We start from the raw sequence: 14,436 nt of genomic DNA, 5'->3' as shown, positions 1-14,436 counted from the left end.
GTGGGTGGTATCCCGACGGCCGGTAGGCTTGGGTCTCGTGTCAGAACCTCTCGAGATCAGCGAATCGGCCGTCGCCGACGCGGTGGACGCGGCCCTGGCCGCCGTCCGTGCCACGACGACGGTCGCCGAACTGAAGCAGGCCAGGGCCGAGCACACCGGTGAGCAGTCACCGTTGGCGCGGATGAACGCATCGATGCGCAGTGTGCCGCCGGAACAGAAGGCCGCGGCGGGCAAGCTCGTCGGGCAGGCCCGTGGGCGGGTGAACGCGGCCATCGCCGAGCAGGAATCCGTCCTCGCGGTGGCCGAGGAACGCGCACGGCTCGAAGCCGAACGCGTCGACGTCACCGCGTTGCCGACCCACCGCGCCACCGGCTCCCGCCACCCGCTCTCGCTGCTGAACGAAGCCGTCGCCGACATCTTCGTCGGCATGGGGTGGGAAGTCGCAGAAGGCCCGGAGCTCGAGCACGAGTGGTTCAACTTCGACGCGCTGAACTTCGACCAGGACCACCCCGCCCGGGCCATGGCGGACACGATCTTCGTCGAGCCCGTCGACCGGCACCTGGTCATGCGCACCCACACCTCACCGGTGCAGGTGCGGTCGCTGCTGTCGCGTGACCTCCCGCTGTACGTCATCGCGCCCGGACGCGTCTACCGTGCCGACGAGCTCGACGCCACGCACCTGCCGGTCTTCACCCAGGTCGAGGGCATCGCGATCGACAGGGGTCTGACGATGGCGCACCTGCGCGGCACGCTCGAGCACTTCGCCCGGCAGATGTTCGGCGCCGAGGCGCAGATCCGCCTCCGCCCGAACTACTTCCCGTTCACCGAGCCCAGTGCCGAGATGGACGTCTGGCAGCCGAACGCCAAGGGTGGCGCACGGTGGGTCGAGTGGGGTGGCTGCGGCATGGTCAACCCCAACGTCCTGCGTGCCGCCGGGATCGACCCGGACGAGTACCAGGGCTTCGCGTTCGGCATGGGCATCGAGCGGACGCTGCAGTTCCGCAACGGCCTGAACGACATGCGTGACTTCCTCGAGGGCGACATCCGCTTCTCGCAGCAGTTCGGAACGGTGGTCTGATGCGCGTCCCACTCCGTTGGCTCGGTGAGTCCGTCGACCTCCCCGACGACGTCACCCTCGAGCACGTCCACGCGGCGCTCGTGTCGGTCGGCTTCGAGGAAGAAGACGTCCACACCTTCGACCTGACCGCTCCCATCGTGGTCGGTCGGGTCCTCGAGCGCGTCCCCGAGCCGCAGAAGAACGGCAAGACCATCAACTGGTGCCAGGTGGACGTCGGCGAAGCCGAGCCCCGCGGCATCGTCTGCGGCGCGCACAACTTCGACGTCGGCGACCTCGTCGTCGTCACGCTGCCCGGTGCGATCCTGCCCGGGCCGTTCCCGATCGCCGCCCGGAAGACCTACGGACACGTGTCCGACGGCATGATCGCCTCGGCGCGCGAGCTCGGGCTCGGCGACGAGCACGACGGCATCCTGCGCTTCGCCGACCTCGGCATGGAACCCGCCGTCGGTGCCGACGCGATCGCGCTCCTCGGCCTCGACGACGCCGCGGTCGAGATCAACGTCACGCCCGACCGTGGGTACGTGCTGAGCATGCGCGGGGTCGCTCGTGAGTACGCGCACGCCACCGGAGCCAGCTTCCACGACCCCGTCGAGCGCATCGCGCCGCGTGCGGCCGAGGGCTTCCGGGTCACGATCGACGACCAGGCTCCGGTCCGGGGTCGGGTCGGCGCCTCCACGTTCGTCACGCGCGTCGTGCGCGGGATCGACCCGGCAGCGAAGACACCATCCTGGATGGTGTCGCGTCTGTCGCTGGCCGGGGTGCGTTCGATCTCCCTGCCCGTCGACATCACGAACTACGTCATGTTCGAGCTCGGCCAGCCGCTGCACGGCTACGACCTGCAGACGATCGCGGGGGGCCTCGGCGTCCGCCGGGCGAACGCCGGTGAGACGCTCGAGACCCTCGACGGCACCGTCCGGAAGCTCGACCCCGAAGACCTCGTGATCACCGACGACGACGGTCCCGTCGGGCTCGCCGGCGTCATGGGCGGGGCCCGCACCGAGATCTCGGCGAGCACGACGGACATCCTGATCGAGGCCGCCGGGTTCGACCAGGTCTCGATCGCCCGCACCGCTCGTCGGCACAAGCTGCCCAGTGAGGCATCCCGTCGCTTCGAGCGCGGGGTCGACCCGCTGGTGGCCGAGGCCGCGGCGAACCGCGCCGTCGAGCTCCTCGTCGACCTCGCCGGCGGCACCGCCGACCCCCTCGGGTCCACGCTCGTCGACAGCGACCCGCGGCCGACCGTCACGATGCGGGTCTCCCGCCCGGCCGAGCTCGTCGGCGTCGACTACACCGACGCCGAGGTCATCGAGACGCTCCGTGCGATCGGCGCCACGGTCGAGTCCGACGGCGAGCAGCTCGCGGTCACCCCGCCCACCTGGCGCCCTGACCTGACCGACGACACCACGCTGGTCGAAGAGGTCGCGCGCATCGTCGGCTACGACCGCATCCCGAGCGTCCTGCCCGTCGCCCCGCCCGGCCGGGGGCTGACCCGGCACCAGCAGGCACGTCGTCGGGTGGCCTCGGCGCTGGCCGCGGCGGGCCTGACGGAGGTCGTCACGGCCCCGTTCGTCTCGGCCGCCACGCAGGACGACTACCCGGGGATCGACCCGCAGGGCGGACCGAGCGTCGTGCTCGCCAACGCCCTGGACAGCGAGCAGAACCTGCTGCGCCGCAGCGGCGTCCCGGCCCTGGTCGACGCCGCCCGCCGCAACGTCTCGCGCGGGCTCGTCGACGTCGCCCTGTACGAGACGTCCCGGGTGTTCCTGCCGGTGACGGGCGTGACGCTCGGCACCGACGAGGTCCCGGCGGGCGCCGTCCGGCCCGACCGTGCGACGCTCGAAGCACTGGACGCCTCGCTGCCGGCCCAGCCCTTCCACGTCGCCGCACTGCTCACCGGCCACCGGGTCGTCAAGCAGCCCGGCGCCACCGCGGAACCGTTCGGCATCGCCGACGCCATCGACACCGCCCGCCAGGTCGCGTGGGCCGTCGGTGTGGAACTGACCGTCGCGCAGGCCACCCACCCGTCGCTGCACCCGGGTCGCGCCGCGTCCCTGCTCGTCGACGGCACGGTCGTCGGCGTCGCCGGGGAACTCCTGCCCGGACTGGCCGAGGCCGCCGTCCTGCCCCGCGTGGTGGCGGTCGTCGAGCTCGACCTCGACGCGCTCGTCGCCGCAGCCCCGGAACTCGTCGCGGTCGCGCCGATCGTCTCCTACCCGGCAGCCACGCAGGACCTCTCCCTGGTGGTCGACGCCGGGGTACCGGCCGGCGAGGTGCTGGACGCGGTGCGCTCTGGCGCCGGAGACCTGTTGGAGTATGCTCGGCTCGTGGATGACTACCGGGGCTCCGGCGTGGACGAGGGACAGAAGTCCCTGACGTTCGCCCTGCGCTTCCGTGCCACGGACCGCACGCTGACCGCTGCCGAGGCCACCGAGGCCCGTGACGGCGCTGTCCGACGTGCCGGCGAGCGATTCGGGGCGACCCTGCGCGACTGACCCACACGGGATCAGCACCGCCCGGGGTCGCCGCCTCCGACTCTCTCGACGACCAGTCCGACCAAAGGTGGAATCCCATGTCCGTATCCGTCGCCGTGGCGGGAGCCTCCGGCTACGCGGGTGGTGAGCTCCTGCGTGTGCTCTCCGCCCACCCCGAGTTCGAGGTCAGGACGGTGACCGCGTTCTCGAACGCCGGACAGCCCCTGATCGCGACCCAGCCGCACCTCCGTTCGCTGTCGCACCTGACCCTGGCGGAGACGACGGCCGAGACGCTGCGCGGGCACGACGTGGTCTTCCTGGCGCTGCCGCACGGACAGTCGGGTGCGATCACCGCGGAGCTCGGCGACGACGCGCTCGTCATCGACTGCGGCGCGGACCACCGTCTGACGGACCCGGCTGCGTGGGAGCGGTTCTACGGCGGCGACTACTTCGGCGCGTGGACGTACGGTCTGCCCGAACTCCTGCTCGCGGCTCCCACACCGGGTTCGGCCGACGAGTGGCGCGAGGTCGACGACATCGCCTCCCAGGGCAAGCAGCGTTCCGCCCTGGTCGGCACGAAGCGCATCGCGGTCCCCGGCTGCAACGTCACCGCGGTGACGCTCGGCATCCAGCCGGGCATCCAGGCTGGCCTCGTCGAGTCCGACGACCTCGTCGCGGTGCTCAGCGTCGGGCCGAGTGGTGCCGGCAAGAAGCTCAGCACCACCTACCTGGCCTCCGAGATCATGGGGTCCGCCAGTGCCTACGCCGTCGGGGGGACGCACCGGCACGTCCCCGAGATCCAGCAGAACCTGCAGGTCGCGGGCGCCTCCGACGTGACGATCTCGTTCACGCCGGTCCTGGTGCCGATGTCGCGGGGGATCCTGGCGACCACGACCGCGAAGCTCTCGCCCGGCGTCAGCGCGCGTGACGTCCGGCTCGCGTGGGAGCAGGCGTACGCCGACGAACCCTTCGTGCACCTGCTGCCCGAGGGCGAGTTCCCCCGGGTGGCCGACACGATCGGCGCGAACACCGCGCTCGTCGGCATCGCCGTCGACGAGGCCGCCGGCCGCGTCGTCGCGGTGACCGCCCTCGACAACCTCGCCAAGGGCACGGCGGGCGCCGCCGTCCAGTCGGCGAACATCGCCCTCGGTCTCCCCGAGTCCACGGGCCTCAGCGTGGACGGAGTCGCACCGTGACCGACGCAGGCACGACCACCCAGACCGAGCCGGGCCTCCAGGGCGTCACCGCGGCAGCGGGTTTCCGCGCCGCCGGCGTGACTGCAGGCCTGAAGACCAGCGGCAAGCCGGACGTGGCACTCGTCGTCAACGACGGCCCCGACGCGGCCGTGGCCGCCGTGTTCACCAGCAACCGCGCCCAGGCGCACCCGGTGATCTGGTCCCGCCAGGTCGTCGGGGACGGCGTCGCCCGGGCCGTCGTCCTGAACTCCGGCGGCGCGAACTGCTTCACCGGCCCGTTCGGCTTCCAGACCACGCACCTGACGGCCGAGGCCGTGGGCGACGCCCTCGGGATCGGGGCCGGCGACGTCGTCATCTGCTCCACCGGGCTCATCGGCGTCGGCGACCAGTCCTTCCGCGACAACGTGCTCCGTGGCGTCGACCTGGCGAGCGCGGCACTCAGCGACGACGGCGGTCCGGACGCCGCGACCGCCATCATGACGACCGACACGAAGGCCAAGCAGTCCGTCGTGACCGAGGACGGCTGGACCGTCGGCGGCATGGCCAAGGGTGCCGGCATGCTCGCACCCGGGCTCGCGACGATGCTCGTCGTCATCACGACCGACGCCGTGCAGACGCCGGACCAGCTCGACCAGGCGCTCCGGGCGGCCACCCGCATCACGTTCGACCGGGTCGACTCCGACGGCTGCATGTCCACCAACGACACCGTCGTCCTGCTGTCGTCGGGTGCGAGCGGCGTGACGCCCGAGGTCGGTGACTTCCAGGAAGCCCTGACCGCGGTCTGTGCCGACCTGGCCCGGCAGCTGCAGCAGGACGCCGAGGGCGCGAGCCACGACATCACGATCGAGGTCGTGCACGCCGTGACCGAGGACGACGCCGTGACCGTCGGTCGGAGCGTCGCCCGGAACAACCTGTTCAAGGCGGCCGTCTTCGGCAACGACCCGAACTGGGGACGGGTGCTCGCAGCGATCGGCACCACCGACGCCGAGTTCGACCCGTACGCGGTGGACGTCAGCATGAACGGTGTCCGGGTCTGCCACGCGGGCGCACCCGACGAGCCGAGCGACTCCGTCGACCTGACCCCGCGTGACACCCACGTGCGCATCGACCTCGGTGTCGGCACGCACTCGGCCACGATCCTGACCAACGACCTCACGCACGACTACGTGCACGAGAACAGCGCGTACTCCAGCTGATGGCGGCCGACACGAACGGGGCCGGCACGCCCCTCACGAAGGAAGAAGAGCACGAGTTCGCCGCGGTCAAGGCCGCGACGCTCATCGAGTCGCTGCCCTGGCTCAAGCGCTTCTCGGGCAAGGTCGTCGTGGTCAAGTTCGGCGGCAACGCCATGGTGAACGAGGACCTGAAGCGCGCCTTCGCCGAGGACATGGTCTACCTGCGCTACGCCGGCCTGCACCCCGTCGTCGTGCACGGTGGGGGTCCGCAGATCTCCGCCGCCCTCAAGGAACAGGGCATCGAGTCCGAGTTCCGCGGCGGCTACCGCGTCACGACGACCGAGGCGATCACGGTCGTCCGTGACGTCCTGGCCGGCGAGGTGAACCGCGAGATCGTCGACTTGATGAACGAACACGGCGAGGGCCTGGCCGTCGGCGTGTTCGGCGACGGCGGCTCGCTGTTCACCGGCGAGAAGAAGGGCGTCGTCGTCGACGGGCACGAGTACGACCTCGGCCACGTCGGGGACATCACCCACGTCGACCCGTCCGGTGTGCTCGCCGCCATCGAGGCCGGCCGGATCCCGGTGGTCTCGAGCATCGCGATCGACGACGCGCACCCCGACCAGGCGCTCAACGTGAACGCGGACGCTGCGGCCGGTGCCCTGGCCATCGCACTCCGGGCGTCGAAGCTCATGATGCTCACCGACGTCCCGGGGCTCTACCGCAACTGGCCGGACCGTGACTCGATCGTCGACCTCATCGCGGTCGAGGAACTCCGCGAACTCCTGCCGAGCCTCGAGTCGGGGATGATCCCGAAGATGACCGCGTGCCTCGACGCCGTGGTCGGCGGGGTCGGCGGCGCGACCATCATCGACGGCCGGATCCCGCACTCGATCCTGCTCGAGGTCTTCACCCTGCGGGGTGCGGGCACCGAGGTGATCCCGGACCCGAGCCGACGAACCGAGAACCAGATGACCCACGCCGAGATCGGCCGACGCGTGGCGTCGCCGTCGATCGACAGCAGTACCGGCCAGCACGCGGCGGGTACGGACGAGAAGGGACACCAGCAGTGAGCACCGAGACGCAGACCGAGACCTGGAACGACCGGTTCGGGGCGTCGCTCATGCGATCCCTGACCCCTCCGAAGATCATGCTCGAGCGCGGACAGGGCTGCCGTGTGTGGGACGTGGAGGGCAACGAGTACCTCGACTTCCTCGCGGGGATCGCTGTGAACTCGCTCGGCCACGCGCACCCCGCGTTCGTCGCGGCGATCGCCGACCAGGCGGCGAAGCTCGTGCACGTGTCGAACTACTTCGCCACCCCGCCCCAGCTCGAACTCGCCGAGCGCCTCAAGCGCATCACCGGCGCGGGCGAAGCGGGCCGTGTCTACTTCGGCAACTCCGGCGCCGAGGCGAACGAGGCCGCGTTCAAGCTCGCCCGCCTCAACAGGGGCGCCGACGGCACGAAGACGCGGATCCTCGCGCTCAAGCAGGGCTTCCACGGGCGGACGATGGGCGCCCTCGCGCTCACCGGCAAGCCCGCACTGCAGCAGGACTTCCTGCCGATGATCCCGGGCGTCGAGCACATCGACACCTCGATCGACGCGCTCGAAGCGTCGATCGACGACACCGTGGCCGCTCTGATCCTCGAGCCCATCAAGGGCGAGGCCGGCGTGGTCGACCTCCCCGAGGGGTTCCTGCTGGCCGCCCGCCGGCTGACCGAGGAGCACGGTGCGCTGCTGATCCTCGACGAGATCCAGACGGGTGTCGGCCGGACCGGCAACTGGTTCGCGTTCCAGGGGCACGGGGTGACGCCCGACGCCATCACGATCGCGAAGGGCATCGCGGGCGGCTTCCCGATCGGCGCCCTCGTGACCTTCGGCTGGGCGTCCGACCTGTTCTCGGCCGGGCAGCACGGTTCGACCTTCGGTGGCAACCCGCTCGGCACCCGTGTGGCGAACGCCGTGCTCGAGGAGATCGAGCGCGCCGACCTCGTCGCCAGCGCGGTGGTCAAGGGTGAGCGCATCCGTGACGGTATCCGTGCCATCGGCTCCCCGCTGGTCGAAGAGGTCCGCGGCACCGGCCTGCTCATCGGCGTCGGTCTCGCCGGCCCGGTCGGCCCGCTCGTCAACGCAGCCGCCCTCGAACGCGGCCTCATCATCAACGCCCCCAACGAGTCGAGCCTGCGCATCGCGCCGCCGCTCATCGTGTCCGACGCCGAGGTCGACGAGTTCCTGTCGATCCTCGCCCAGAGCCTCGCGGCCGTCGCCGCAGCGCAGGAGCCCACCGCATGACCCGCCACTTCCTCCGCGACGACGACCTGAGCCAGTCCGAGCAGTCCGCGATCCTCGACATCGCCGACCGCATGAAGGCCGACCGCTGGGCGGAGAAGCCGCTCGCCGGTCCGCAGAGCGTCGCGGTGATCTTCGACAAGTCGTCGACCCGCACCCGGGTGTCGTTCCACGTCGGCATCTCGGACCTCGGCGGCAGCCCGCTGATCATCTCGACGGCGAACAGCCAGCTCGGCGGCAAGGAGACCCCGTCGGACACCGCTCGCGTGCTCGAGCGCATGGTGTCGGCGATCGTCTGGCGCACCTACGGCCAGGCCGGGCTCGAGGAGATGGCCGCCGGCACGACGGTCCCCGTCGTCAACGCGCTGTCCGACGACTTCCACCCCTGCCAGCTCCTCGCCGACCTGCTCACCATCCGTGAGCACCGCGGCACACTGGCCGGGCAGACCGTGGCGTTCATCGGTGACGGCGCGAGCAACATGGCGCAGTCGTACCTGCTCGCCGGTGCGACCGCGGGCATGCACGTCCGCGTCGCCGCTCCGGCCGAGTTCTCCCCGTCGGCGCAGGTCGTCTCCGACGCCGAGGACCGCGCTGCCGTGACGGGTGGCTCCGTCCTCGTCGTGACCGATCCGGTGGCCGCCGTGGCCGGTGCCGACGTCGTCGTCACCGACACCTGGGTCTCGATGGGCAAGGAGTCCGAGAAGCAGTCGCGCCTCGACACCTTCGCGGGGTACCGCGTCGACGACGCGCTCTTGGCGCACGCCGCCGCCGACGCCGTCTTCATGCACTGCCTGCCGGCAGACCGTGGGTTCGAGGTGACCGCCGACGTCATCGACGGTCCGCGCAGCATCATCTGGGACGAGGCGGAGAACCGTCTGCACGCCCAGAAGGCGCTGCTGGCCTGGCTGCTCGCCAACGACTGACCGACCGGGTGATCACCAGTGGCTGACCGCGTCGTCCTCGCGTACTCGGGCGGTCTCGACACCTCCGTCGGGATCGGCCGGTTGCGCGACGGCACCGGCAAGGACGTGGTGGCACTCGTGGTCGACGTCGGCCAGGGCGGCGACGACCTCGAGGCGATCCGGCAGCGCGCACTCGACTGCGGCGCGGTCGAGGCGCTCGTGGTCGACGCCAAGGACGAGTTCGCGGACGAGTACATCGTGCCGGCGCTCCGAGCCAACGCGCTGTACCAGAAGCGGTACCCGCTCGTCTCGGCCCTGAGTCGACCGCTCATCGCGAAGCACCTCGCCCTGACGGCGAAGCAGCTCGGTGCGGACAGCGTCGCGCACGGCTGCACGGGCAAGGGCAACGACCAGGTGCGCTTCGAGGCCGCCGTCGCGGCGATCGCGCCGGACCTCCGGACCATCGCCCCGGTGCGGGACCTCGCCCTCACCCGCGACCGTGCCCTCCAGTACGCGCAGGAGCACGGGCTGCCGGTCCAGCAGCCCGAGCGGCAGCCGTGGTCGGTCGACCAGAACGTGTGGGGTCGTGCCGTCGAGACGGGTCTCCTCGAGGACCCGTGGAACGGCCCGACCGAGGACCTCTACGCGACCACGCAGGACCCGGCCCTCCCGCAGCCGGCCGACGAGGTCACGATCACCTTCGACCGCGGGGTGCCGGTCGCCCTCGACGGGCAGCGGTTCAGCGTGCTCCGGATGGTGCAGGAGCTCAACGCCGTCGCCGGCAAGCACGGGGTCGGACGCATCGACGTCGTCGAGGACCGCGTGGTCGGGATCAAGTCGCGTGGGGTCTACGAGGCACCGGCCGCGGTCGCCCTCATCGCCGCGCACGAGGAACTCGAGAGCCTGACGCTCGAGCGAGACGTCGCGCGCTTCAAGCGCGGTGTCGAGGCCGAGTGGGCCGACCTGGTCTACGACGGCCTGTGGTTCGGCGGACTCAAGCGCAGCCTCGACGCCTTCGTCGAGCACACCCAGCAGCACGTCTCCGGCGACGTCCGGTTGCGGCTGCAGGGCGGACGCGCCACGGTGACGGGTCGTCGGTCCGAGCAGAGCCTCTACGACTTCGACCTGGCGACGTACGAATCCGGCGATGCGTTCGACCAGTCCGTGTCCAGGGGGTTCATCGAACTCTGGTCACTGCCCAGCAAGATCTCCGCCCGCCGCGATGCGGCGAACTGACCGACAGCCGCACCGGACCGACCACCAGCCCGCGGCCCCGCCCCCGGCGCGCCCGAGCACCGACGAAACGACGCAGGACGACATGACCGACGAGAAGACCGACGCCACCAACACCGGTGCCCTCTGGGGCGGCCGCTTCGCCGACGGCCCGAGTGCGGCCCTCGCTGCGCTCTCCAAGTCGACGCACTTCGACTGGCAGCTCGCGCCCTACGACATCGCGGGGTCCCGTGCCCACGCCCGAGCGCTGCACACCGCGGGCTACCTGACCGCCGACGAGCTGGAGCGCATGCTCGCCGGCCTCGACCGGCTCGAAGCGGCGCACGCCGACGGCACGCTGCAGCCCGACGACTCCGACGAGGACGTCCACGGCGCCCTCGAACGCCTGCTCATCGCCGATCTCGGTCCCGAGCTCGGCGGCAAGCTCCGCGCGGGTCGCAGCCGCAACGACCAGATCGCCACCCTCGGCCGGATGCACATGCTCGACCACGGACGGCGCATCGGGCGGCTCGTGATCGACCTCGTCGACGCGATCACCCAGCAGGCCACCGAGCACCCGGCCGCGATCATGCCGGGGCGCACGCACCTGCAGCACGCCCAGCCCGTGCTCCTGGCCCACCACCTGCTCGCGCACGCCTGGCCGCTCGTCCGCGACCTCGAGCGCCTGCGCGACTGGGCCGGCCGCGCGAGCGTCAGCCCGTACGGTGCGGGTGCGCTGGCGGGCAGTTCCCTCGGCCTCGATCCCGCCGCGATCGCCGCGGAGCTCGGCTTCGACCGTCCGGCGGACAACTCGATCGACGCCACGGCAGCCCGTGACGTCGTCGCCGAGTTCGCGTTCGTCCTCGCGCAGATCGGCATCGACGTCTCGCGTCTGTCGGAAGAGGTCATCCTCTGGAACACCAAGGAGTTCGGCTTCGTCCGGCTCCACGACGCGTTCTCGACCGGGTCGAGCATCATGCCGCAGAAGAAGAACCCGGACATCGCCGAGCTCGCCCGGGGCAAGTCGGGGCGCCTGATCGGCAACCTGACCGGGCTCCTCGCGACCCTCAAGGGACTGCCACTGGCGTACAACCGCGACCTGCAGGAGGACAAGGAGCCGGTCTTCGACTCCGTCGCCACGCTCGAGGTCCTGCTGCCCGCGTTCACCGGCATGATCGCGACCCTGACCTTCGACACCGACCGGATGGCCGAGCTCGCGCCGCAGGGCTTCTCGCTCGCGACGGACGTCGCCGAGTGGCTGGTCCGTCAGGGCGTCCCGTTCCGGGACGCGCACGAGGTCTCCGGCGCGCTCGTCCGGTACTGCGAGGAGCGCGGCATCGAGCTCGACGAGCCGACCGACGACGAGTACCGGTCGGTGTCCGAGCACCTCACGCCCGACGTCCGTTCCGTTTTGACCATCGAGGGCAGCGTCGCATCGCGCTCCGGCGTCGGGGGCACCGCACCCGACCGGGTCGCCGAGCAGCTCGCGTCCGTCACCCGCCGCGTCCGCGACCTGGCCGAGGGCGCACCCTTCTCGCGATGACCCCGGGGATCGCCGCGCTGCTCGCCGAGCCCGCCCCGATCATCGCGCCGGCCCTGCTCGGTGCGACGATCGCCGGCCGCGGCGTGACGCTCCGCATCACCGAGGTCGAGGCCTACTCCGGCACCACCGACCCCGGATCGCACGGCCATCGGGGGATGACGGAGCGCAACCGCCACCTCTTCGGTCCGCCCGGCACGCTGTACGCCTACCGCTCGTACGGCATCCACACCTGCGTCAACGTCGTGAGTGGGCCGGCCGGCACCTCGTCGGGCTCCCTGCTCCGCGGTGCGCAGGTCGTCGAGGGGCTGGACCTCGCGCGAGCGCGTCGCGGTCCGACGGTCGCGGACGTCGCGCTGGCACGCGGGCCCGGCAACCTCGGGGGAGCGCTCGGCGCGGTCCTCGGGCAGGACGACGGCACGTCGCTCCTCGACGGTTCCGGCCCGTTCGTGCTCACCCTGGCACCCGGCCTGGAGGCCCGGCTCGCCTCCGCCGGACCGGCCCGGGTGATCGACGAGCTCCTGTCCGAGACCCTGCCCGGCCCGCGGGCCGGCGCTGCCGTCCCACGGATCTCCCGCGGTCCGCGCACCGGCGTCGGCGGCATCGCCGGCGGGGTGCAGTACCCCTGGCGCTTCTGGCTGACGGGCGACCCCACGGTCTCGACGTACCGACGGCACAAGGGGGCCCTCGACCCGTGAACCCGGCCACGGGCCTCCCGGCTGCCGCGCCTGCCGGTCGTCCGTCGCCGCTACGATGGCGGGGTGTCCAGTGATACCGCTCAAGACGTCCTGACGCGCCAGCAGAACGACCCCGCCTTCGACTCGGTGTGGGACGAACTGCAGTGGCGCGGTCTGGTGCAGGTCTCGACCGACGAGGCCGCGCTGCAAGAGGCCCTCGACGGTGAGCCGATCACGTACTACTGCGGCTTCGACCCGACGGCCCCGTCGCTGCACTGCGGCAACCTCCTGCAGCTCCTGACCATGCGCCGGCTGCAGCTCGCCGGGCACAAGCCGCTCGCGTTGGTGGGCGGGTCGACCGGTCTCATCGGCGATCCGCGTCCGACGGCCGAGCGCACGCTGAACACCCCGGAGACCGTGGCCGAGTGGGTCTCCCGACTGCAGACCCAGGTGTCGCGGTTCCTCAGCCCGGACGGCGACAACGGCGTCCGACTGGTGAACAACCTCGACTGGACCGCCCCGATGTCCGCGATCGACTTCCTGCGCGACGTCGGCAAGTACTTCCGCGTCAACTCGATGCTCAAGAAGGACGCCGTCGCCGCGCGGCTGAACTCCGATGCGGGGATCAGCTACACCGAGTTCAGCTACCAGATCCTGCAGGGACTCGACTACCGCGAACTCTGGCGCCAGTACGGGTGCACGCTGCAGACCGGCGGTTCGGACCAGTGGGGCAACCTGACCTCCGGCACCGAACTCGTCCGTCGCGCCGAAGGCGCCACGGTGCACGCCCTCGGCACCCCGCTCATCACGAACTCCGACGGCACGAAGTTCGGCAAGAGCGAGGGCAACGCGATCTGGCTCGACGCCGAGATGACCTCGCCGTACGCGATGTACCAGTTCTGGCTCAACACGACGGACGCGGACGTGATCGCCCGGTTGCGGCAGTTCACGTTCCTGACGCGCGCCGAGATCGAACGACTCGAGCAGGCCGTCGCCGACGAGCCCTTCCGACGGGAAGCCCAGCGGACCCTGGCGTTCGAGGTCACCTCGATCGTGCACGGCGTGATGGCGACCCAGGCGGCGATCGACGCCGCGGCCGCACTGTTCGGCAACGGCGACCTCGGTGCGCTCGACCCCGAGACCCTGCGGTCGGCGATCGCCGCGCTGCCGGGGTCGGTCACGCTCGACCCCGGGGCGGACGTCGCACGGGCACTCGTGGAGACGGAACTCGTGAAGTCCCTCGGCGAGGCCCGACGCGCGATCGACCAGGGCGGTGTCTACGTGAACAACGTCCGAGCCGAGGACGCGGCCGCCCCGTTGTCCGACCTCGCCCTGCCCGGGGGAGTCCTCGTGCTCCGTCGTGGCAAGAAGACCCTCGCCGGTGTGACGCTCGGCTGACCCCGATCGCTCGACCTCTCGTGATGCCCGGTTCCCCTGCGGAACCGGGCATCACTGCGTCCGGGCGACGTGTGTTGCACAACGCGACACGCCCGGGATGGGAGCTGGCTTGGCGCACCCGCTCAGGGCTGCGTATAGTTATTACTCGTCACCCCAAAGGTGCGGCGGAGCGGCTGGAGCGAAAGCCCAGAGCACGTCGGCCCTCAAGCGGGACCATCCTCCACTGAAGTTCAGATCGGGCCTTGCGCCGGATCGCTTCGACGCCTAGGATGACAAGCCCACCGGTTCTCTCCCCTCGGGATGAGCCACTGGACCTCCGGGTCCGACGAACAAACGGTGGCAAGCCAAGAACACAAGCCTTGTGGCTGAAGCTCGAACTCGAGCCGAAGAGCAAGTGCGTCTGGTCCTTGAGAACTCAACAGCGTGCACATTGTCAATGCCAATTTATTGATTGACCTCGTGCCTGGTCGGCTTGCTGACTGGGTCATGAAGCAATT

The 14,436-nt window shown here is 71.0% G+C and carries 11 protein-coding genes; all 11 read left to right on the top strand.

All coding sequences use genetic code 11. From position 1 onward, the window contains the following. The first annotated feature begins 37 nt into the window (after window positions 1-37). The 11 genes from pheS to tyrS all read left to right on the top strand — a co-directional run bounded on the left by pheS (window position 38) and on the right by tyrS (window position 13,939). Window positions 38-1,078, top strand: a complete 1,041-nt coding sequence (gene pheS / locus ASF75_RS11835) for a phenylalanine--tRNA ligase subunit alpha (RefSeq protein ID WP_056071696.1) — start codon at window positions 38-40, stop codon at window positions 1,076-1,078. Further along, on the top strand, window positions 1,078-3,570 hold the full coding sequence (pheT, locus tag ASF75_RS11830) for a phenylalanine--tRNA ligase subunit beta (protein ID WP_056071693.1): 2,493 nt from the start codon (window positions 1,078-1,080) through the stop codon (window positions 3,568-3,570). The genes pheS and pheT overlap by 1 nt, the downstream gene beginning before the upstream one ends. A 77-nt stretch (window positions 3,571-3,647) precedes the next feature. Continuing rightward, on the top strand, window positions 3,648-4,745 hold the full coding sequence (locus ASF75_RS11825; RefSeq protein ID WP_056071690.1) for an N-acetyl-gamma-glutamyl-phosphate reductase: 1,098 nt from the start codon (window positions 3,648-3,650) through the stop codon (window positions 4,743-4,745). Next, window positions 4,742-5,941, top strand: coding sequence for a bifunctional glutamate N-acetyltransferase/amino-acid acetyltransferase ArgJ (gene argJ / locus ASF75_RS11820; protein ID WP_056071687.1), 1,200 nt, complete (start codon window positions 4,742-4,744; stop codon window positions 5,939-5,941). The genes ASF75_RS11825 and argJ overlap by 4 nt, the downstream gene beginning before the upstream one ends. Then, complete coding sequence (argB, locus tag ASF75_RS11815) at window positions 5,941-6,993, top strand: acetylglutamate kinase (RefSeq protein WP_056071684.1); 1,053 nt, start codon at window positions 5,941-5,943, stop codon at window positions 6,991-6,993. The genes argJ and argB overlap by 1 nt, the downstream gene beginning before the upstream one ends. Continuing rightward, complete coding sequence (locus tag ASF75_RS11810; protein ID WP_017887968.1) at window positions 6,990-8,213, top strand: acetylornithine transaminase; 1,224 nt, start codon at window positions 6,990-6,992, stop codon at window positions 8,211-8,213. The genes argB and ASF75_RS11810 overlap by 4 nt, the downstream gene beginning before the upstream one ends. Next, the gene (argF, locus tag ASF75_RS11805) at window positions 8,210-9,133 is read left to right on the top strand and encodes an ornithine carbamoyltransferase (protein ID WP_017887967.1); all 924 of its coding nucleotides are present in this window, start codon (window positions 8,210-8,212) and stop codon (window positions 9,131-9,133) included. Before ASF75_RS11810 ends, argF begins: the two co-directional genes overlap by 4 nt. Window positions 9,134-9,151: 18 nt before the next feature. Beyond that, complete coding sequence (locus ASF75_RS11800; RefSeq protein ID WP_056071680.1) at window positions 9,152-10,348, top strand: argininosuccinate synthase; 1,197 nt, start codon at window positions 9,152-9,154, stop codon at window positions 10,346-10,348. Window positions 10,349-10,430: 82 nt separating this feature from the next. Then, window positions 10,431-11,867: an argininosuccinate lyase gene (gene argH, locus ASF75_RS11795; RefSeq protein ID WP_017887965.1), complete on the top strand. Its 1,437-nt coding sequence runs from the start codon at window positions 10,431-10,433 to the stop codon at window positions 11,865-11,867. Beyond that, on the top strand, window positions 11,864-12,562 hold the full coding sequence (locus ASF75_RS11790; protein WP_056071677.1) for a DNA-3-methyladenine glycosylase: 699 nt from the start codon (window positions 11,864-11,866) through the stop codon (window positions 12,560-12,562). Before argH ends, ASF75_RS11790 begins: the two co-directional genes overlap by 4 nt. A 63-nt stretch (window positions 12,563-12,625) precedes the next feature. Further along, window positions 12,626-13,939, top strand: coding sequence for a tyrosine--tRNA ligase (tyrS, locus tag ASF75_RS11785; protein WP_042540028.1), 1,314 nt, complete (start codon window positions 12,626-12,628; stop codon window positions 13,937-13,939). Window positions 13,940-14,436: the final 497 nt, after the last annotated feature.

It is taken from the genome of Curtobacterium sp. Leaf154 (assembly GCF_001424595.1).
Taxonomy (GTDB): domain Bacteria; phylum Actinomycetota; class Actinomycetes; order Actinomycetales; family Microbacteriaceae; genus Curtobacterium; species Curtobacterium poinsettiae.
The sequence above is the reverse complement of the archived record's forward strand: the minus strand, read 5'-3'. Positions and strand labels throughout refer to the sequence as shown.